The sequence below is a fragment of the Synechococcus sp. BIOS-E4-1 genome (genome assembly GCF_014279995.1).
Lineage (GTDB): Bacteria > Cyanobacteriota > Cyanobacteriia > PCC-6307 > Cyanobiaceae > Synechococcus_C.
The window spans coordinates 655,732-675,370 of sequence record NZ_CP047935.1 but is presented as its reverse complement, the minus strand read 5'-3'; the positions used below and the strand labels follow the sequence as shown (position 1 = coordinate 675,370).

The following is a 19,639-nucleotide window of genomic DNA, read 5'->3' as shown; positions in this document are numbered from 1 at the left end:
CTGATGCCCGATCAAAAACTGAAGCTTAACGACCAACTTTTTTGGCATCGAAGCGTTGCTTGAGGGCTCGCTCTGCTTCTTCTCTGTCGTCGAAATGCAGCTTTTCAGTACCCACAATCTGGTAATCCTCATGCCCTTTACCGGCGATCAAGACAAGATCACCGGTTCCTGCCTGAGCAATCGCCTGAGCGATCGCGATCGCTCGGTCAACTTCCACCTGGTAGTCGATGCCTGAAGAAAGCCCCGCCACCACATCGTCGAGAATGCGCTGAGGATCCTCCGTGCGTGGATTGTCGGATGTGACCACAACGCGATCAGCCAGCTCTGCAGCAATCGCGGCCATCTGAGGACGCTTGCCCCGATCACGGTCGCCACCGCAGCCAAACACACATACCAGCTGTCCATCCACAAAGGGACGACTGGCCTCAAGAGCGCTGCGCAGGCCGTCCGGGGTGTGGGCGTAATCCACAACAACGGCGGGCAGCTGGACTGTGGCAGAGGCGGAAGGCAGCACCCTCTCCATCCGACCAGGCACACCACGGAAATGCGGAAGGGCCTTTAACAACAACGGCAGTGGCAAGTCCTGCTGAAGCAGCGAGCCGATGGCCTGCATCACATTCATCAAATTGAAGCGACCGACCAGAGGCGAATGAAAACGTCCTTCGCCTCGAGGTGTCACCAGCATTCCCTGCACGCCGCTGGATGTCATCACGAGATCGCGCATGCTGAGATCGGCCATCTCGTCGAGGCTGCAGCGCCAGCAGCGATCGCCAAGGCGATCCGCCAGACGACGTCCCCAGGGGTCATCGACATTCACCACCGCACGGGGACCTTCCCCGATCAGGAAAGGATCGGCAAACAGACGCGCCTTTGCTTCGAAATAGGCCTCCATCGTCGCGTGGTAGTCGAGGTGGTCCTGCGTGAGGTTGGTGAACACGGCAGAGGAGAAACGACAACCCGCGACGCGTTGCTGATCCAGAGCATGGGAACTGACCTCCATGGCCGCCACCTGGGTGCCCCGGTTCAACGCTTCAGCCAGCTGAGCCTGCAGCTGATCCGCAACCGCAGTGGTGTGGGTCGACGTCAAGCTGTGTCCAGGCCAGCGGTTGACCAGTGTTCCGAACAGCGCTGCGGAACAACCGCACGCCAGGCTCAGATGTTCAATCAAGTGGGTTGTGGTGGTCTTGCCATTGGTGCCGGTCACACCGATCAAATGCATGCGCAATGAGGGCTGCTGCCAGAAGGCGGCAGCCAGCTCTCCGGCCCAATGGGACACCGGCTCAGGAATCACCAGAACGGGATCCTGATCAGAGGGCGGATTCGACTGTGCTGCTTGCGAACCGATCAGCGCGGCCACGGCTCCAGCCTTCAGGGCCTCCGGCCAAAAACAGCCGCCATCGACGCGTTCACCAGGGAGACCGATGAAAAGACAGCCCTGGCGGACACTGCGGGAATCACAGGTGATCGATGTGACCGCGGGGTTAGGGAGTCCCTCCGGCAGTGGAAGCCGCACTGCTTGCAGCAGCGCATGGAGCGTCTGCGTCATCACCGGCTCCTAAAGCTGAGGCCGTTCTAATCCGATCCGGCGACGCTGGAGCAGTGCCGTTGCAACCAATTGAACAGTCCCTCACCGCTCAGGCGAGGGGAGACCCGTGGCAAGGGCTTGCCCTGCAGTGCCAGAACCGGCACTTCAAGGTCATAACGAGCCCGCAGTTGCGGCTCAATCCCCTCTGCATCAATATCGATCACCTCCAAGCTCAGCGGTGGTTCGAAGCGACTGAGATCTAGGCCTTGAAGCCTTTGCTCCAAGCCTTCACAAAGGCAGCAACCCTGCCTGCTGAACAAGGTCAGCTGCATGGACTCAGTCAGGAACGGGGTCACAACCGCAGGGGGTGAAGGGATGACAGCGACAAACCCGGCGCAGAGTGAGCCAGCCACCCCGCCAGGGGCCATGGCGTTGAATCGCTTCCAATCCGTAGGCACTGCAGCTGGGAATGAAGCGACAACGGGGGCCAAACAGTGGAGACAACCAACTGCGATAAAAACCGATCGCGGCGATCATCAGCTGGGCCATGACCTTGCTGAAACCCTGTCCAACGGACTCCAGGAAGCCGACAGATAGGATGTGTGGTTCGCGCATGCAGAAACGCAAAGCTGACATCAAGTCCAGCATGGCGTCTCATCAGCGTGAATGGTCCAACACCTTCTTCACCTATGTCTCGTTACCGCGGCCCTCGCCTGAGGATCACGCGGCGCTTGGGAGACCTCCCTGGTCTCACTCGGAAGGCCGCAAAGCGGTCCTATCCACCCGGTCAGCACGGCCAAGCCCGTCGCAAGCGCTCTGAATACGCGATCCGCCTTGAAGAGAAGCAGAAGCTTCGTTTCAACTACGGCGTCTCCGAACGCCAGCTCGTGCGCTACGTGAAAAAAGCGCGCGCCCAGGACGGTTCCACAGGAACCAACCTGCTCAAACTTCTCGAAAACCGTCTCGATAACGTCTGCTTCCGCCTCGGTTTCGGCCCCACTGTGCCTGGCGCCCGCCAGCTTGTGAATCATGGCCATGTCACTGTGAATGGCCGCGTCACCGATATCGCCAGCTATCAATGCAAGGCCGGTGATGTCATCGCCGTCCGTGAGCGCAAGGGCAGCAAGAAATTGGCTGAAGGCAACCTGGAATTCCCAGGTCTTGCCAACGTGCCTCCCCACCTGGAGCTCGACAAAGCCAAGCTCAGCGCCAAGGTGGTCAGCAAGTGCGAACGCGAATGGGTCGCACTGGAGATCAATGAACTGCTGGTGGTGGAGTACTACTCCCGCAAAGTCTGAGGCCTGCCTCGCATCTCACCGCGTTCTTGCTCTGCATTCCCCGCACAGGTGCTCTGGAGCGGGGTTTTTCATATAGGGATCAATGCATCGGTGACGTTGGGTTCACTCGAACAACCGATCACCACCATTCTTAGCGGAAAGCTTCAGTTGGCCTCCGCCAGAATTTTCCAGGAGATATCTTCCATCAGCACGGATGGCTGCCCTTCCAAAGCTGCAGCCAGATCTGCCGGTTCGGAAAGATCAACCAGTATCACTCCATCCCTGCAGAGAAACTGCATGTCGGATTGATCGAGACTGACAACCCGAAAGGCAGCCGCGTGTTCTTGTGACCAAAGTGTTGCTTTCGCTCTTGCTTCAAGCAGGTTGAGATTGTCTGCAATGCAGTCCCAGCCTTTGTCAGAAAGCCGTTGAATACAAAACACGGTCGCACCCTGTGATAACGACACTCTGCGTCAACCAGCATTTACAAGCCACTAAGCAATAGATCAGCTTTGGGATCAGGCAGCGTCTGACGACACTATGAGCAATGTCTTACGCCTGAACTTTTAACGGAGAGAGTCAAACAAATCGGACGGTGTGGCTGGTTTCATCCGTCCTGCTTTTTGAGTCTGATGGCTGATGCTCGCGGTCGCCGGGGTTGATTCGCCAACATTTCCAAAATACATTCACGACGATGCTTCGCCTCTCGACCCTTCTCTGCGCAACGCTTCTCATTACAGCTCCTGCATTCGCAGGATCAGGTGGCTGTCAGCGCAGCCAGAACTCAGCAGATGCCGAGACCACTGAACAAAAGCAGGAAGCCGAGGCTCAGTCCTGACGACAAAGCACCGTTGGTCTCGAGACGTTAAGGGTTCTCTGCAAAAAGCATTTGCACTGCCATCATCGAAGCATGCAGGTGGCTGGGGTCGGATTTATCCGGCCCCTTTTGTTTTGGATTGCGATTCATCCCAAAGACCACTGGCATGAACCTCTCCAGACCTTGAACGGGTGATCGAGTTGTACGGGTGAATGAACCAACGAAATCACAGCGCCAGCCGTAGCGACCGAAAGCACCAAACCGCAAAAGCACTGACGCCGAGTCAAATCGGATACAACGATATTGAGTGTTGATAAGCGGCCGTAACGGGCGAACTACAGCTCATCGACCAGAGCTAGCCTGGATCAATATGCTCGAAAAATGCTGAATTGGTTAATGTCCTTACTGTCTGTCAACCAGACATTTCCAGACGAAAAGATGCTCCTAATTCTCGGCCAAGTCCCCAAAGAAGGAAGATGCGAAACCGCTGAATGAGTTGCCCAATTCTGCTCACACTCTCACTCGGAAATCTCGAAATCAGTGAACTCAGCGCAGCTGTTCTCATCACTGTTTCACTGGTATTTCTAGTGAGCTTCGCAATTGTCTCCCTTAAAAACGACAGCAAGGGAATGATGGAATGGATGTTTGACAATAAAGCCAGTGAAAAGCGCTGATGTTATAAGGACAGACCACTCAAGAACGCGAGATCGCACCAAAGACCCTGAGCCTAGAAAACGTAGCCATCATCGACATAGGGCGAGTTATGCCTAAGGAACAGCATGCACTCGTTAAGGACTTGTCTGCATCCGACGGCCAGCAGACAGCACCTGTCCGGAGATCAGATGCCGAAGCACAGGCACACACGTTCTGCCGCATTCAACCTCTGGAAGCAAGAAGTCTTCAAGGGAACAGAATCAACCTGCTTCCCACGAGTCATGGCTTGAAGTTCCGTCTTCTTGATAAGCAGCCTCAGGGAACCATTGATCAGATGATTACCCGAACTGAGGCCGGCGACACATCAGTTCAGGCTGCTGCACCAGAGTTGACGGAAGACTCTGATGCTCAGTGCCAGCTGCTGAAGGATAGTCAGGGAGCTTCGAACAGCCCTTGAGTACGTAGATCGCCATACAGCAGTAATCGCAACGAATCGAGCCTTCTCAATCAATCCGCAGACCTACTGACCAGTAAGCCAAGCATCTGGAAAAGATTCATTGCTCCAAGCATCGAAATGGAAGCGATACTGTTTAATTGAAAGACTATCCACCAAATCAAGACGCTCTAATACACTCATCACCATCCAAGATTTGAGTTAACAGATACCTCAAAAGGAACAGCTCTATTATCGAGCTTAAGCAGTGCAGAACTTATATCGGCAATATCTTCAGGCTGAGTCATTTCTTCTGGCTTGAGCGAATGTGTTGGCCAAAATTCACTTGGCTCTGCCAATACAGAATGAGCCATATCAGTGTTAACCCAACCTGGGCAAATAGCTGTGACTCTAATGCCATCATTCCAACCTTCATTACGCATCGTCTGACACAAACCTAACAACGCGAATTTACTGGCGCTATATGCGGCGAGTTTACCTTTACTTTCTTTCCCGCTCAGCGACACCAGCATCTGAATTCTTCCAGAACCATGATGAACCAGCTGAGGCCAAGCGGCCCGGGCCAAAATCCAGGGAGCTATCAGATTTATTTTCATTGTCCGCTCAATCTCCTCTTCTTCGCCTGGAGAAAATAAGACTGAAACCCTACTGAATATACCGGCGCTGCATATCAAACTATCAAAAGAACCAAAATAATCCACCGTGGCATCAACCCAGGACTGAGCTCCAAGTGAATCTTCAGCTGAGTATGAGTGCAGCATTACACGATGTTTTCCAGCAACTTCTGGGTCTAATACTGAACCTTTTAGCGAGTTCAAATCTCTGAGCCCTAGGCTTAAGCGGTGACCATCAGCCAATGCCTTCCTTGCAATTGCCCGCCCGATGCCACGACTTGCACCACTGATCATCAATGTCCGCACAATTTTCACGAGCCAAGCAAGCAAAAAGAAACCCCCGCCGAAGGCAGGGGTTCTGAAAACTCTTGAGGGAGTGTTGCCTTGTTTCCACCCCGCGAGTGTTTTCTCCTCACGATCGGATTTTATTCGCAAGGCATGGCCATGCAATCAGCTAAGACCAGTAAGTCAAACGGCACAAGCTGTCGCGCTTTCAGAGACCATTAGCCCATCACACCGTGACACCCAACCCTCACCCCCAGCCGTTGCGCCAGCCGAACGCCCATCGCTATTGATTGGCATCGCGCAGCCAGGAGAAAGGAGGTTTTTTGCTTACTGAGCAGCACGGATCATCTGTTTACGCAAATGAGTACAAATTCACTAGCAAATAGTACATGTGTTTGCTATAACTCTCATAGTTGGTTCTCCTCACAAGGGCATCCAACTCCTTACACGGACAACCATGAGACCCAGCGGTCGCCAAGGCGTTGGGTCTTTTTTATTGGATTGACCGTTAAAGCCCATAATCAAGCCTTGCGCATCCTTTCGTGCATTAACTGCCTTGCCCTTCGCCTGGATCTCCTTTGCGACAGATCCACTCAGGCAGGGGTTTTCCATCTTTATCCTTACATTCCTCAAGCATTTTTACATCAACGTTGCATCCTGAAACGAGGACAGCAAGAGCAAGAAAGCCTGGAAGTTTTTGACGCATATTCAATAGATGGCTCCTTGTTATTGATAGCTGATCAGAAATAAAAAGCCAACAACCTGATTGCAAATGTTGCTGACATCAGCTTTGAGGCACGAACGCTTCAACAATGCCCTGTCTTACTGATCAGTCGGAACTCGGTCTGCATTCAAGCCCCCAGAGCCAAGAAAGCAGTCCTGGCATTTTCTGAGATACAGCACTCGGCAAGCATCGGGCGTTACCCATGGGCACGGACGCCAGATGGGTTTCAACAGCCGCGCCTTATCCTGTAGCGATCCGCCTCGAGCAGGGGCGTGGATGGCCTGCCGTTTCAACCCTTTGGGTGAGGTGAACCGAATTGGTTGCGGAGATGGAAATGAGGTCCGAGAGCGACGAGCTCCTCTCCTTCCATCAAACACATGAAACGGTCTACTTGTATCGCTATCGCTGCTGCGAACAGCAGATTACGCTTAATCCCTGCACTTGGCCGAGCTGGCTAGCTTTAGAACTTAACGATCGTGCTGGGAGCAGCAGCAACAATGGAAACCTCAGAATAACGATCACTTATAAGCACACACTAAGAGTTTATTTTAATGATAGGAATCAAAGCCCCAAGGATTCCGGATGAGCTTATTAGAACATTTGCAATTTGAACAGAAGTCAAGAAGCGCCGGGGCTAAACTTTGCATGCAGGAAGCAATTGTATTGTCATTCAAGATGTTGGCGGTATTTCACTGGCCAAGAAGATATACGAACAAGCAATGTTTATGTCTTATTGAATAATGGTCGGGAAGCCTGGTGCCCTTACAAGATAGCTGAAAGCAATACAAAACCCTTGCTGAGAAAAGCAGGGTGGTCTTGCGAGTTGTGAGTGACTGAACCAGCTCTCGGCAGAACAAGCCAGACCTCAGGACGCTGTGAGCAGAATCACAGCAAACATTGCCCCAGGTCATCACAGCAAGCAGTGGTTCGGGAGATGGTGTGTGCATCGGAGGGGGACCTCCACCACTCCACTCAAACCAATGAACAACTTTCTCAAACGTTCTATTGCTAAGCGCAATCAAAGGCAAAACGGCTTCACAGTACTCGAGCTGATGGTCACCGTCTCAATCGTTGGCATCCTCAGTTCATTAGCTGTTCCAAGTTTTACTGGGACTCTTGAGAGTTCAAAATCCATTAATGCCAAACAATTTGTAGTTGACGCCGCCAAAGATTGCTCAACTGCAATTCTTTACGAACACGCTAAGCCAACTGTCACTCAAGCTGACGCTGGACCAGACATTACTCTCATCACCCACAACTGTATCGAAGAAGGGTCGGTTGTTGCCGACGGAGGAAACGATCGTTGGACAGTTGAAATTGACGCAGACGCTATTCCGGAATTCCCGGTTAAATCTGCAATCCCTGCAACCTGAAAATCTATTAACCAAGTAACCGATCAACAAAAACACCAAAACAAAACCATGAATCTCACAACAGTTCTTGTCGCCGTCGTCGTTGCTGGGTCTGCCACACCGGGGATCAGCAGAATGGCGATTCAACCAGTAATCGCTCAAAAACGAGCAACCAATTTCGGTATTGCCGAATCACAAGCTGTCACATTTGCCGCCATGAACGAGGGCAAAATGTCCTTAATACAAACACCCAACCAATGCAAACTTCAAGGCATCGGCAACAATGCTTATGCGATTACATGCCGGGAAGGCAAAAGCAAATACGAAATGTCTGCGACTCGTGCTTTCAGGCTAGGAACATCAGCTTCAGGAACGAGCCCCATTAATTCAGGAACGGGCTCCACTAATTCAGGAACGGGCCCCACTAATTCAGAAACGGACTCCGTTGATTCAGGAATTAATTCAATCGCAATAGATGTCGGAGCCACGACAACTAGTAACAATCATGTGCACGCGGAGGGCACATCAACATCTACAAGTGGGAGATCATATGAAGAAAACCACACAACGAACGAACATCAATCTTCTGGAGATAGAACATCAAGTGATAAAAAGTACACTACGAACGAACGTCAGTCCTCCAGAGACGGCACATCGAGCAATGAAAAACACAAGAAGGACTGTGATAAATCCTCCAAAGGTAGAACATCAAGCAAAGAAAAGTACGCAACAAACGAGAAAGTTTATTCTAGACATGAACAATCAAGTGACACAAAGCAGCAGCACCACCATCATGACCCTAGGCATTATGACTCTAGTCATCACGACCCTAGATATCGCGACTCTAGGCATCATGATCCTAGATATCGTGATCCGAGATATATTGAGTCGAGCAGAATTCGTCAAGCATCCCAACATGATGTTCGCAGAGTTTATACCCGCAAGGTCACTGGCAATACACGAGTGATTTCTGGTACCAAATCCAACTACCGTATCAGTCAATTCGGAATCCGAAGGAGGTATTGATTTAAATCTTTTGCCAAATAGCCTGAGGGCATCACGCGTGGACTGACAGAAACAAAAAACTCGAGAATAGAAAAGGGAGAAGCGTTGAGTGTCTCTATGAATCTGCCGACAGAATCCTTAGATCAATCACGCCCCGCCAAGTGCGGGGTTTTTAATGCTTTAGAAGCCTAAATCAACTGATGCAGGAAATCGACAGCATTCAGTTTGAGCTGACTCTCTTGAAGCGAAGTCTTTTCAAATAGTTCGCAGATGAGCTAGCGGCGGACTAGCAGCCTTCGGCAGCAATGATCCTTCACGCCTAGAAACAGAGAGAGCCTGTAAAGACTCGGCTTGCCAGGGTATCGGATTGACCCTGAAGCCAAGAGGCGACCTAGACAGGATTGAATAGAAGGGAACGTAATAAACTGCTTCTGCAGGAAAAAGAGATCCACCACATCGCTGATGGATTTGATCTGACTGAAGACGGCATATCAATCTTTGCTGACGCGTCAATCAAACTGAAAAGCAATGCCAAGCCTGCAAAAAACTTTAAATGGCAACAAAGTCTTGATGGCATTGCCGCGGCGATGAGCCGGCCAGTGGCGCAATTAATGCCTGCATTGGCTGAGATCAAGCTATATCCAATAATTTAGAATTACCCATAACAAGATTTTTCAAGCGAATGAATCAATTTGCATGATATTCACTCTTTACCATCCCATTGCAGGCAAGGCATTGAATAACTATTATCTGAGATTAAATCCACCACAATACATCCAAATATCCCACAGCGATGGCCGTAGAGGCTGATTGCCTGCAGTCATTTCAATATTTTCGTTGACTTTTTTTGATTGCGACTCTTCCTTAAGAGCCTTGTTTTCTTGTCCTTCAGGCATTGAATCAAAGAATTGTGGGATTGACCCCGAACATCTTCACTATTCATGTCTCATATTTGAGCATTTGGTCAAACCCTGGTCAGGGGGCAGAATATTTCTGGTGAAAAGCAGGTAAGCAAATCGATATTTCTGCTGCAAAGACGTAGGTCATAAAGTCAGCGATGTACCAGCTGATCTCACCGGAATCCACTGCAGCAATCTGGGACAGGTTGTGAATCCTCGGATCACGGGCAGCGCCGCCGCCATGGATGACATGTTCGATCCACCCATCACGGTCGCGTTTCTCTCAGGGGGAGATCGTCGTGGCGCACGACACTCTCATCCCTGGAGCCACGTCCAGAAAGATCGAGCGCCCTCCCAACTGCTGCTGGGTGTGGCTACTGCTTCTGTATTGGCCAATCACCATTGTGCCTAGACGAACTCAAGCATTCATTGAAAAGGTGAGCGGTGATATCAAGCTTCAGGAGGAACTCAAAGCAGCTGGGATATCGAAGCAATGGCTGCAATTGCCACAGAGGAATGATTTAGCATCTCTGCTGATGACCTGAGAGCGATAGGATCACCGCATTCAGTGATATCAAGGAGTTAAAAAGCATGGCTGGTGGACCGCAATACCCATGATGAATGCGTTCCAATTGACAGCTAACTCGTGTGAGCTCCATCCAGAATGCATAACTTGCATTAAGGCGCGAGATATTTCGTGTTTACAGACACTCCAAGCTTCGGCGAAAGAGCTGAGGCAGAAAAAACTGACAGTAACTTTTAGAGACTTTTTATCTATTGCTACTGTAGATATCAACTGAAACGAGGCAATTAGCGATCGTGGCGCGGTCACTTCAACGGATCAGGTTCGCCTTGAAAAAGCCCAGTCCCAACCCGAAGCCTTTGGGCTTGTCTTCCAGAAAAGTGATGGCGAGCTCGAAATCCATCAGTCCCTCCTGCTCGATCAGATCACGAGCGAGCTGCCCCTGACGCTGCTCCAGATAGCGAGCATGAATCTGCTGCTTGTTCTCGCTCAGAAACGTGACGATTTCGCTGAGCACATGATCCCGCCACTCATCCTTATGGCTCTGTGGCACTGAGGTGTCAGCCAAGGCTCCTGGTCTTTAGGTCGGACTCGACGCTAGCGGCGACAGTCAGCCTGTTTCCTAGCTTTGAGACCTGATCGCAGCCATCACTTGCAGCGCCCAGCACCAATACCAGCCGACGCCACCCTGGCGATTCACCACGGGGAGAGTTTTGCGGAGGGGACGGGCACCGTGATGCCACCGATTTACTCCACCTCAACGTTTGCTCATGGCAACGCTGGTGGTTTCGATTACACACGCTCTGGGAATCCCAACTTCCGCATCCTTGAGGACGTGCTCGCTTCAGTTGAGCACTGCAACCATGCCACGGTGTTTGGGTCGGGAGTCAGCGCGATCACGGCGATTGCCTCCGGTCTCAGCCAAGGGGATCTGGTGCTCTGCGAGGAGAACCTCTATGGCTGCACTGTGCGGCTGTTTGAACAGGTGTTCGCCAAATTCGGGATCCGCACTGAATGGGTGGATTTCACATCAGCCGAAGCCCTCTCCAGCATCGCGGCTCGAAAGCCAGCGATGGTCTGGCTGGAAAGTCCCACCAACCCGCTGCTCAAGGTGATCGACCTGAGACAGGTCTGCACGGCAGCCGCGGCCCTCGAGGTGCCCGTGGTGGTGGACAACACCTTCGCCACCGCGCTTGTGCAGCGCCCCCTGCAGCTTGGGGCCACCCTTTCACTTACCAGCACGACGAAATACATCAACGGACACTCCGACGCCCTTGGTGGTGCGGTCTGCACTGACGATCCGGCCTGGCAGCAAAAGATGGTGTTTGCCCAGAAAGCCCTGGGCCTGCAGCCTTCCCCGTTCGATTGCTGGCTGATCACCCGCGGCATCAAGACCCTGCCGTTAAGACTCAATCAGCAGATGGCCAACGCGGCCGCTTTGGCTGATCACCTCGCCAACCATGCCCTGGTGAACTGGGTGCGCTACCCCCATCGCCCGGATCACCCCCAACACTCCCTGGCGATGCAGCAAATGAGCAGCGGTGGCGCCATCGTCACGATTGGAGTCAAAGCCAGCCGCGCCCATGCTTATGCCATGTGCAAGGCCCTGCGCTGGTTCACCATGGCCGAAAGCCTTGGAGGCGTGGAAAGCCTGATCTGCCACCCGGCCACGATGACTCACGCTTCGGTGTCCACAGAGGTCAAAGAAAAACTGGGCATCAGCGATGGGCTGATCCGTCTGTCCGTGGGCTGTGAAGACGCTGCCGATCTGATCGCTGATCTCGACCAGGCACTTTGCTCGCTCCAATGAGTTCGCGCGACCTGCTGCGCGATCCCTGCTGGCAAGGCAGCGATCTCGGCCATCCTCTTCCTGATGCCACCCATGCCGTCTCGGTCGCCCTGCCTCGATGGAGCGATGTCATCGCCTATGAGGAACAGGATCCCGGGTGCCGAAGAGCGTTGCGGGCGGTGTATCCGCGATTCGGTCAGCATCCGCTGGTGGCGCAGTTAGCGAAGCTTTCGCTGCAGGTCTCCGACCTCGCCCCAGCCAAGGGCTCAAGCAGCTGGCCGTATCCGAACCGCACGGCGGCAGAAGCCGCTCTCGCCCACTGCCACAGAACAAGGCCTGCGGGAGAAACGCAGCTCATCACAATCCATGGCCTGACCTGCCTGATTGCCGACCCAGCCAGCACTCCTGCCGCAAAGGCCTTCTGGCAACACACTGGCCTTGGAGCATCCTCCAGGCTGGCTGCCATCGCCCTCGGTCAAGAGCCGAGCGCCGGCGTAGCCGCAGCAGAGAACGCCCGCAGCAATGTGATTGGCCGGCTGGCGCGAATCTATCGCTGTGAGGGAGATGCGATCAGCCTCCACCCCTCAGGCATGTCGGCTCTACACAGAGCACTCCAACTGATCTCGGCCATCCGGCCCAACAGGCCCGTGTTGCAGATCGGTTTCCCCTACGTGGATGTGCTCAAGCTGCCCCAGGTGGTGTTCAACGGGGCCGAACTGCTGCTGGATGACAGTGCAGCCAGTGTGGATGCCGCTCTCGAGCGCCTGCAGCCGTCGGCAGTGGTCGTGGAGCTGCCTAGCAATCCCCTGCTGCGCTGCATTGATCTGGCAACGATCGCCAGGCTTGCCCACCGGCAGGGCATCCCCGTGATCGCCGACGACACCATTGGATCTGGAATCAATATCGACGGGTTGCCCCACGCCGATCTGGTCTTCAGCTCACTCACCAAAAGCTTCGCGGGCCGTGGTGATGTTCTGGCTGGAAGTCTGGTGCTGAGTCACCACTCCCGCTGGAGAGATCAGCTGGCTGCATCAGCCAGCTCCCTGCAACCACTGGCTGAGCTTGCCGACGGGGATGTCATCGCCCTCGACCAGGGCAGTGAAGACGTGGTCGAACGGGTGCATCAGCTCAATCGCAACACGCTGTGCCTTGCTGAACAGCTGCGCGACCACCCCGCCGTGGAGAAGGTGTTCCATCCGGGTGCATGCGAGAACTTCAAGGCTCTGCAGCGGCCAGGTGCAGGCCATGGCTGTCTGCTGTCCTTTGAACTGAAAGGAGGAACTCCCTCGGCGCAGAAGGTCTACGACGCACTGGAGATCTGCAAGGGGCCAAGTCTCGGCACCGCCTTCACCCTGGTCTGCCCCTACGTGCTGCTTGCTCACTACGACGAATTGGTTTGGGCGCAACGCTGCGATGTGCCATCCCATCTGCTGCGCGTCTCCGTGGGACTTGAGGATCAGCAGAATCTCTGGAAGCGGTTCCTGCTGGCTCTGGAGAAGGCGTGACCGGAGAGCTGGGGAAAGGAATGCTGAGTTGCTGCCTGCTGGATTGACAGAGTTTGAACAAGCTCTTAAGAGCCAGGCACCTGACTGAGAGTCTCCCTAAATTGCAAAAATTGGCCATTTTTTCGACTCCCTCATGTCTCGCGTTTACGCCGATAACAGCCAGGCCATCGGTAATACCCCCCTGGTGCGTCTGAACCATGTCACCAAGGACTGCAAAGCCACCGTGCTCGCCAAAATCGAAGGTCGCAATCCCGCCTACAGCGTGAAGTGCCGCATCGGCGCGAACATGATCTGGGATGCCGAGAAGCGTGGTGAACTCACTGAAGGCAAGGTGATCGTCGAGCCCACATCGGGCAATACCGGCGTTGCTCTCGCCTTCACCGCAGCTGCTCGCGGTTACAAGCTGGTGCTCACGATGCCAGAGTCGATGTCGATTGAACGTCGTCGCGTGATGGCTGTTCTCGGTGCTGAGATCGTGCTCACCGAAGCCGCCAAGGGCATGCCCGGCGCCATCGCCAAAGCCAAGGAAATCGCAGCAACCGACCCTGACAAGTACTTCATGCCCGGGCAGTTCGAGAACCCTGCCAACCCGGAGATTCACGAAAAGACCACTGGCCCTGAGATCTGGAACGACTGCGAAGGAGCCATTGACGTTCTGGTGGCCGGCGTCGGCACCGGCGGCACCATCACTGGCGTGTCTCGCTACATCAAAAACGAGCAAGGCAAGGCGATCGAATCAGTGGCGGTGGAGCCCAGCCACAGCCCGGTGATCACTCAGACCATGAACGGCGAAGAGCTGAAGCCAGGTCCCCACAAGATCCAGGGGATCGGCGCCGGCTTCATTCCCAAGAACCTTGACCTTTCCGTTGTCGACAAAGTCGAGCAGGTGACCAACGACGAGTCGGTTGAGATGGCTCTGCGTCTGGCCAAGGAAGAGGGTCTGCTGGTGGGCATTTCCTGCGGAGCCGCAGCGGCGGCCGCCATTCGACTGGCCAAGCAGGACGCCTACGCCGGTAAGACCATCGTGGTTGTTCTCCCCGATCTGGCTGAGCGCTATCTCTCATCAGTGATGTTCGCCGATGTTCCCACCGGGATCATCGAGCAACCCGTCACCGCCTGAACCGCAGCGTTTGCACACCACTCAGCCCCGGAACACCGGGGCTTTTTTAATGCCAATCTGCTCAATCATCAGCTCGTGGTGTCACACCAGGAAGCACGGCATCCGGAGCGATCCACATGGCATCGCCATAGGAATAGAAGCGATAGGTCTCGCGAATGGCGACTTCATAAAGTTCAAGCAACCTGCTGCGTCCGATCAGAGCGCTGACCAGAAGCAACAGCGAGCTCTTGGGCAGATGAAAATTGGTCAGCAGGCCCTGCACCACCAGGAAACGAAAGCCGGGCTGGATCACCAGATCAACAGGTCCCCTTAGAGGTTGCAGGCTGCCACCCCCTGCGGCCGCAGCTCCCTCCAGAGCCCGCACGCTGGTCGTGCCCACGGCAATCACACGTCCTCCACGCTGCCGGCACGCGATGACAGCGTCCACCAGCTCAGCAGTCACCTCCACCCATTCGCTGTGCAGACTCAGATCCGTGAGATCTTCAGTCTCCACGGGCCGGAATGTACCCAACCCCACGTGCAACGTCACCGTGGCCAGTTGAACGCCGCGGCCGCGGATCAGCTTCAGGAGCTCGTCACTGAGGTGCAAGCCCGCTGTTGGAGCAGCAACCGCTCCTGGCCTGGCGGCATAGCGAGTCTGATAACGCTCCTGATCCGACTCGTCATGACGCGTGATGTAGGGCGGTAACGGCACTTCGCCATAGCGCTCAAGCAGGGTTTCAATCGCGGCGGCATCAACGAAAGCCGCAGGGAACTGAATGATGCGACCGCCACTGGCGCCGTCCGATGCCAACACCTGCAGAGGAACGGGATCCTGTTCGAGCGCTTCAAGCCAGAGCTGATCACCGGGCTTCAATTTCTTACCGGGTCTGGCAAGACACAACCAGCGGCCTTCGCCGCGGGGCTCCAGCACCAAAAGCTCCGCAAGCCCACCTCCGGAACGCCGCACCCTCAAACGCGCACGCAGAACCCGTGTGTCGTTGACCACCAGCAGGTCGCCAGGACGCAGCTCATCCTGCCAATCCCACACCCGACGATGCATCAGCTCCGTCATGGGTTGGTTGATGGGGGGCGCCATCAGCAGTCGTGCTGCATGGCGTGGCTCCACTGGTGCCTGCGCGATCCGCTCTTCGGGCAAGCGGTAGTCGTAGGAGCTGAGCTGAAGATCCCTTGGATCCACCACAACGCTTGAACGTGATCAATCCATGCTGCCTGAGGGCGACGATCCCCCTTTGCTGGCCAAGCGGGGAACGAAATAGCGCACAATTGAAAACACCCTGCTCTGGTCGTCGGAGAGCGCCTCGAACAGGTTGCGAGCCCTTTGGTTGAGCAGAGCCACATCCAGTCGATCCCTGGGAATGGCCACAGGCATGACCACCGTGGTGGTGCGCTCGGGATGCCGTCGCTCTTCCTCCATCACAAAGTCACAGAAGGGATCCAGCAGCGAACTGTATGGACTGTCGAGCAGCACCAGCTCCAGAGCACCGGTGTCCGTGCCCGCATAGCGATCCCACATCTGGCTGAGCTTTCCGGCATCCTCTTCCTTCTGGACCACCATCACCGCCGTGACTGAATCGGCGAACGAGCAGGCGTAGCGCAACGCCTCAAAGGAAGGTTGCATCATGCTTGCGACCCAGACGATCGCGTGGTGCCCTGTAGGTGGATCGCGGGGCACCAGCTTCAGTGACGACCCATCATGGTCGAGAGCAAGGGCAGTGAAGATCTCCCGGTATCGGCGGCGGATCAAGGCCAGTCCCCACACCAGCAGAGGAATAGCGATCACCACGGTCCAGGCCCCCTCATCAAATTTGCTCACCACGATCACCATCAACACCACAAAGGTGGTGAGCGATCCGAGCGCATTCATGGCCATCCGCCCCCGCCAGCCCTCTCCGCGAAGCTTCCACCAGCGACGTACCAGACCCAGCTGCGACAGGGTGAAAGCGGTGAAGACTCCAAGGGCATACAGATTGACGGCCACAGTGGTGTTACCCCTGCAGATCACGATGATCAGCGCCGTGATTGTCACCAGCACCCCGATCCCGTTCTGGTAGACGAGGCGGTCACCCAGCAACTTCATCTGCATGGGCAAGCAGTAGTCCTCCGCGAGCATGGCCGCCAGACGCGGGAATCCGGAGAAGGCCGTATTCGCTGCAAGTACCAGAATCAGCAGCGTTGAGATCTGCAGGATCCAGTAGAGAACGCTGCCATCACCGAACACGCGCTGCCCGATCTGAGCCAACACGGTGATGTCGGGATTGGGTGCAACCCCATACATGAAGCCCAAGGTGCTGACCGCGAGGAACATCACCGACAGCAGAACACCCATAACCAGAAGGGTTTTACGGGCATTGACTGGAGCAGGCTCGCGAAAAACCTGCACACCATTGGCGATGGCTTCGATGCCGGTCATCGCTGAACAACCGGAGCTGAACGCCCGCAGAATCAGAAACAGGCCGATCGGCTCCAACGCAGCCTTAAGAGGAGGGGCATCGGGAGTCCAGCCGTGATGGAAGGTGAGATCCTTGAGCCCCGCAACCGTGAGCAGCACAATCATCACCACGAACGCATAGGTAGGAACCGAGAACACACGCCCTGCCTCCCTGACCCCGCGAAGGTTCGCCCAGCCCACGAGCACGAGCAGCAGCAGGCCGATCGGAACCTCGTAGGCCAACAGGGATGGCTGCAGTGAGGACAGTGCCTGGGTTCCCGCCATCAGGCTGACCGCTGCGGTGAGGGTGTAGTCGATCAGCAGTGCAGCGGCCGCCACCAATCCCACATTGCGTCCGAGATTGTCGCGGGCCACCACGTAGGAACCGCCACCCTTGGGATAGGCCGAGATCGCCTGCCGATACGACAACACCACGATCGTGATCAAAGCGATGATCGCCACCGTGATCGGGAGCGACAGCCGAAGAGCGGCACTGCCTCCCAGGATCAGAATTCCAAGCGCCGCTTCGGTCGCATAGGCCACGGATGACAGAGCATCCGAGGACAAGATCGGCAACGCCTCGAGATTGGGGAGTCGCTCATCCTTGGCACTGGACCGCGGCAGAGGACGGCCCAGCAGGCGTGAAAAGGATGGAACAGACACGAGGCGACCTACACCACGTCAAGAGTGGCAAGGTTCCCTTAGCTCGGCAGCTGAGTGTCTTCTGCTGACCTGATTCAGATCGCCAGACTTTCAGGGCGGGTTTCGATCAATTCCGCCAGATCCTTGAGGAACGCGGCACCATCGGCGCCATAGATCACACGGTGGTCCGCCGTGAGATTGACCTGCATCTGACGCTTCACAGCGATGGACCCATCCTTTCCAGCCACAACGGCAGGTCTTGAAGCAGCCACCGCGAGGATGGCACCGGTGCCGGGGGGAAGGATAGCATCGAAGCGATCCACCCCGAACATGCCGAGGTTGGAGAGGGTGAAGGTGCCTGTGCTGTACTCCTCAGGCTGCAGCTGCTTGCTGCGCGAGCGCTTGACCAGATCCGACCACTGACGGGAAAGCTCATAGAGATCCGTTCGATCGGCCTGACGCAGTACGGGTGTGATCAAACCACCGTCCTCCATGGCCACGGCAACAGCCACATTGACGTCGGCGGGATAGCTCATGCCCGCGGCGGTGGTTGCAGCATTCACCTGAGGATGCCGAGCCAGGGTGACGGCTACGGCCTTCGCCAGAAGAGCCGTCATCGTGACGCCCTTGGGCTTCACCTGCTGATAGAAGGCATCGAGTTGATCGGTGGTGATCGTGTAGCCCACCCGGAAGCAGGGGACGACGAGGCTGGCTTCCATGTTGCGGTTCACCGCACCCTGGAGGGTGTTGAACGGGACTGTGTCGCCAGGGCGACCGAAGCTGTTGCCGGCAGGGGAGCTGGGAGCCTTTACGGCGCTCGCAGCTCCGGCATTCACGGCAGCGGCGGTCCCTTCCCCGACCAGGGGCACACTGATGGGACGCCCAGCGGCGCGCTCCACGTCTTCCGCCTGAATTCGACCATTGGGGCCGCTGCCGCGGACCCCGCTGAGGTCGACGCCCATCTGAGAGGCCAGTTTCTTCGCCCTTGGACTGGCAATCAGTCGACCATTGCTCGTTGGCGCAGCAGCAGGAACAGCAGGCGCAGCAGCAGGAACAGAAGGCGCAACTGGCGGTTGAACCGCAGCGGGAGCGGGTGCGGCGGCGGAAGCAGCTGGCACTGGTGCCGTTGGCGCCGTCGATGCTGGCGCAGAAGCTGTTGCCGCAGGAGCCTGGGCTGCGGGGGTGGGGGGTGCAACTGCCGATCCACCACCCGACGGGGCCTTGGCCTGGGCCTCGGCAATCTCAGCCTCGGTCTCCACGATCAAACCAATGGTCTCGCCCACAGGAGCCGTGCTGCCCGCGGGCATCAAAACAGCTGCGAGATAACCCTCATTGAAGGATTCGACATCCATGTCGGCTTTATCGGACTCGACCACAAGCACGGACTCGCCGCGGCCCACCTTGTCGCCAGGATTTTTAAGCCACTCAACGATCTTCCCCTCCGTCATCGTGGAGCTGAGGGCAGGCATGAAGATGTCGTGGGTTGCCAAAACCGTCTCCAGAGGGGCTGACTAGAAAAATCTTACGGGCCGGCAGGCCGGCCCCCATCAGCGCTCAGCCCTGCTCAATCGACTCGATCACGCCGTCGCGCACGACCACGGCAACCTGCATTTTGCTCACCAGGTTGTCGCCCACCTGGATGTCGCAGAAGCTCTCAAGCTGACCCTGATCCACGATCTGTTCCATTTCAAGATCGCGAACCTGGGCCTGCTGCTGAAGAAGATTGCGCTTCTGCTCTTCGAGCTCAGCCCGCTTGGCTGCAACCTGCTGCTGCACCTGAGCGACCTGCTCCTGTACACGCGGATCAAGCGGGTTGGCGCTCTGACGACGAACATCATCAACAACCTGCTGGCCCTCCTGTTCGAGCTGGGCCAGTTGCTGGTCGGTGGTGGAGATGCCAGCGCTCAGCTCACGCTCGGCCTCTTCTTTCCAGGCCGGAGTAACGACGGCACGGATAGTGATGGAACGCTTGATTGACAAAGTGGTGCCGTCAGACATCGGGGCGGGGAAGCAGCGCCAAGCG

The 19,639-nt window shown here is 55.7% G+C and carries 21 protein-coding genes; 9 read left to right on the top strand and 12 right to left on the bottom strand.

The window, feature by feature from the left end; all coding sequences use genetic code 11:
- Positions 1-25: 25 nt before the first annotated feature.
- The 3 genes from SynBIOSE41_RS03270 to yidD are packed head-to-tail and all read right to left on the bottom strand — an operon-like array spanning position 26 to position 2,140.
- Positions 26-1,546: a UDP-N-acetylmuramoyl-L-alanyl-D-glutamate--2,6-diaminopimelate ligase gene (locus SynBIOSE41_RS03270; protein WP_186539581.1), complete on the bottom strand. Its 1,521-nt coding sequence runs from the start codon at positions 1,544-1,546 to the stop codon at positions 26-28.
- 26 nt (positions 1,547-1,572) lie between these two features.
- Positions 1,573-1,857: a glutaredoxin family protein gene (locus tag SynBIOSE41_RS03265; protein ID WP_186539580.1), complete on the bottom strand. Its 285-nt coding sequence runs from the start codon at positions 1,855-1,857 to the stop codon at positions 1,573-1,575.
- Positions 1,858-1,861: 4 nt separating this feature from the next.
- Positions 1,862-2,140, bottom strand: coding sequence for a membrane protein insertion efficiency factor YidD (gene yidD / locus SynBIOSE41_RS03260; protein WP_186539579.1), 279 nt, complete (start codon positions 2,138-2,140; stop codon positions 1,862-1,864).
- Between the two features lie 74 nt (positions 2,141-2,214).
- Here yidD and rpsD point away from each other — a divergent pair, with 74 nt between their 5' ends.
- Positions 2,215-2,823, top strand: a complete 609-nt coding sequence (gene rpsD / locus SynBIOSE41_RS03255) for a 30S ribosomal protein S4 (RefSeq protein WP_066906690.1) — start codon at positions 2,215-2,217, stop codon at positions 2,821-2,823.
- 143 nt (positions 2,824-2,966) lie between these two features.
- Here rpsD and SynBIOSE41_RS03250 read toward each other — a convergent pair whose 3' ends face one another.
- Positions 2,967-3,269 carry a hypothetical protein gene (locus SynBIOSE41_RS03250; RefSeq protein WP_186539578.1) on the bottom strand — a complete coding sequence of 101 codons (303 nt, stop codon included), beginning with the start codon at positions 3,267-3,269 and terminating at the stop codon, positions 2,967-2,969.
- A gap of 1,113 nt (positions 3,270-4,382) precedes the next feature.
- Between SynBIOSE41_RS03250 and SynBIOSE41_RS03245 the strand changes: the two genes are divergently transcribed.
- On the top strand, positions 4,383-4,730 hold the full coding sequence (locus tag SynBIOSE41_RS03245) for a hypothetical protein (RefSeq protein WP_186539577.1): 348 nt from the start codon (positions 4,383-4,385) through the stop codon (positions 4,728-4,730).
- 179 nt (positions 4,731-4,909) lie between these two features.
- Here SynBIOSE41_RS03245 and SynBIOSE41_RS03240 read toward each other — a convergent pair whose 3' ends face one another.
- Positions 4,910-5,635, bottom strand: a complete 726-nt coding sequence (locus SynBIOSE41_RS03240) for an SDR family NAD(P)-dependent oxidoreductase (protein ID WP_255475919.1) — start codon at positions 5,633-5,635, stop codon at positions 4,910-4,912.
- Positions 5,636-7,330: 1,695 nt separating this feature from the next.
- Here SynBIOSE41_RS03240 and SynBIOSE41_RS03235 point away from each other — a divergent pair.
- The 3 genes from SynBIOSE41_RS03235 (at position 7,331) to SynBIOSE41_RS03225 (ending at position 9,360) form a co-directional block, all read left to right on the top strand.
- The gene (locus tag SynBIOSE41_RS03235; protein WP_186539576.1) at positions 7,331-7,723 is read left to right on the top strand and encodes a type IV pilin protein; all 393 of its coding nucleotides are present in this window, start codon (positions 7,331-7,333) and stop codon (positions 7,721-7,723) included.
- 48 nt (positions 7,724-7,771) lie between these two features.
- Entirely contained in the window at positions 7,772-8,728 is a 957-nt protein-coding gene (locus SynBIOSE41_RS03230) for a hypothetical protein (protein ID WP_186539575.1), read from the top strand.
- 380 nt (positions 8,729-9,108) lie between these two features.
- The gene (locus SynBIOSE41_RS03225) at positions 9,109-9,360 is read left to right on the top strand and encodes a hypothetical protein (RefSeq protein ID WP_186539574.1); all 252 of its coding nucleotides are present in this window, start codon (positions 9,109-9,111) and stop codon (positions 9,358-9,360) included.
- Positions 9,361-9,453: 93 nt separating this feature from the next.
- On the opposite strand, the gene SynBIOSE41_RS03220 is transcribed toward SynBIOSE41_RS03225, so the two are convergent.
- Positions 9,454-9,603, bottom strand: a complete 150-nt coding sequence (locus SynBIOSE41_RS03220; protein WP_186539573.1) for a hypothetical protein — start codon at positions 9,601-9,603, stop codon at positions 9,454-9,456.
- A gap of 79 nt (positions 9,604-9,682) precedes the next feature.
- Complete coding sequence (locus tag SynBIOSE41_RS18290) at positions 9,683-9,820, bottom strand: hypothetical protein (RefSeq protein WP_370594221.1); 138 nt, start codon at positions 9,818-9,820, stop codon at positions 9,683-9,685.
- On the opposite strand from SynBIOSE41_RS18290, the gene SynBIOSE41_RS03210 reads away from it, so the two are divergent.
- Positions 9,815-10,018, top strand: a complete 204-nt coding sequence (locus tag SynBIOSE41_RS03210) for a hypothetical protein (protein WP_186539572.1) — start codon at positions 9,815-9,817, stop codon at positions 10,016-10,018. The genes SynBIOSE41_RS18290 and SynBIOSE41_RS03210 overlap by 6 nt on opposite strands.
- A gap of 421 nt (positions 10,019-10,439) precedes the next feature.
- On the opposite strand, the gene SynBIOSE41_RS03205 is transcribed toward SynBIOSE41_RS03210, so the two are convergent.
- Positions 10,440-10,697: a hypothetical protein gene (locus SynBIOSE41_RS03205; RefSeq protein WP_186539571.1), complete on the bottom strand. Its 258-nt coding sequence runs from the start codon at positions 10,695-10,697 to the stop codon at positions 10,440-10,442.
- Positions 10,698-10,781: 84 nt separating this feature from the next.
- On the opposite strand from SynBIOSE41_RS03205, the gene SynBIOSE41_RS03200 reads away from it, so the two are divergent.
- From SynBIOSE41_RS03200 to cysK, 3 genes are all read left to right on the top strand, one after another.
- Positions 10,782-11,939, top strand: coding sequence for a PLP-dependent aspartate aminotransferase family protein (locus SynBIOSE41_RS03200; RefSeq protein ID WP_186539570.1), 1,158 nt, complete (start codon positions 10,782-10,784; stop codon positions 11,937-11,939).
- Positions 11,936-13,423 (top strand): PLP-dependent transferase, encoded by a 1,488-nt coding sequence (locus SynBIOSE41_RS03195; protein ID WP_186539569.1) that lies wholly within the window; start codon positions 11,936-11,938, stop codon positions 13,421-13,423. The genes SynBIOSE41_RS03200 and SynBIOSE41_RS03195 overlap by 4 nt, the downstream gene beginning before the upstream one ends.
- A gap of 133 nt (positions 13,424-13,556) precedes the next feature.
- Positions 13,557-14,543 (top strand): cysteine synthase A, encoded by a 987-nt coding sequence (cysK, locus tag SynBIOSE41_RS03190; RefSeq protein ID WP_186539568.1) that lies wholly within the window; start codon positions 13,557-13,559, stop codon positions 14,541-14,543.
- Between the two features lie 61 nt (positions 14,544-14,604).
- Here the strand turns inward: cysK and queA are convergent, their stop codons facing one another.
- The 4 genes from queA to SynBIOSE41_RS03170 form a co-directional block, all read right to left on the bottom strand.
- Positions 14,605-15,726, bottom strand: coding sequence for a tRNA preQ1(34) S-adenosylmethionine ribosyltransferase-isomerase QueA (gene queA, locus SynBIOSE41_RS03185; RefSeq protein WP_186539567.1), 1,122 nt, complete (start codon positions 15,724-15,726; stop codon positions 14,605-14,607).
- Positions 15,727-15,741: 15 nt separating this feature from the next.
- On the bottom strand, positions 15,742-17,637 hold the full coding sequence (locus SynBIOSE41_RS03180; RefSeq protein ID WP_255475918.1) for an APC family permease: 1,896 nt from the start codon (positions 17,635-17,637) through the stop codon (positions 15,742-15,744).
- Between the two features lie 74 nt (positions 17,638-17,711).
- Positions 17,712-19,106, bottom strand: a complete 1,395-nt coding sequence (locus tag SynBIOSE41_RS03175; protein WP_186539566.1) for a dihydrolipoamide acetyltransferase family protein — start codon at positions 19,104-19,106, stop codon at positions 17,712-17,714.
- Between the two features lie 64 nt (positions 19,107-19,170).
- Positions 19,171-19,614 (bottom strand): YlqD family protein, encoded by a 444-nt coding sequence (locus SynBIOSE41_RS03170; protein ID WP_114993972.1) that lies wholly within the window; start codon positions 19,612-19,614, stop codon positions 19,171-19,173.
- Positions 19,615-19,639: the final 25 nt, after the last annotated feature.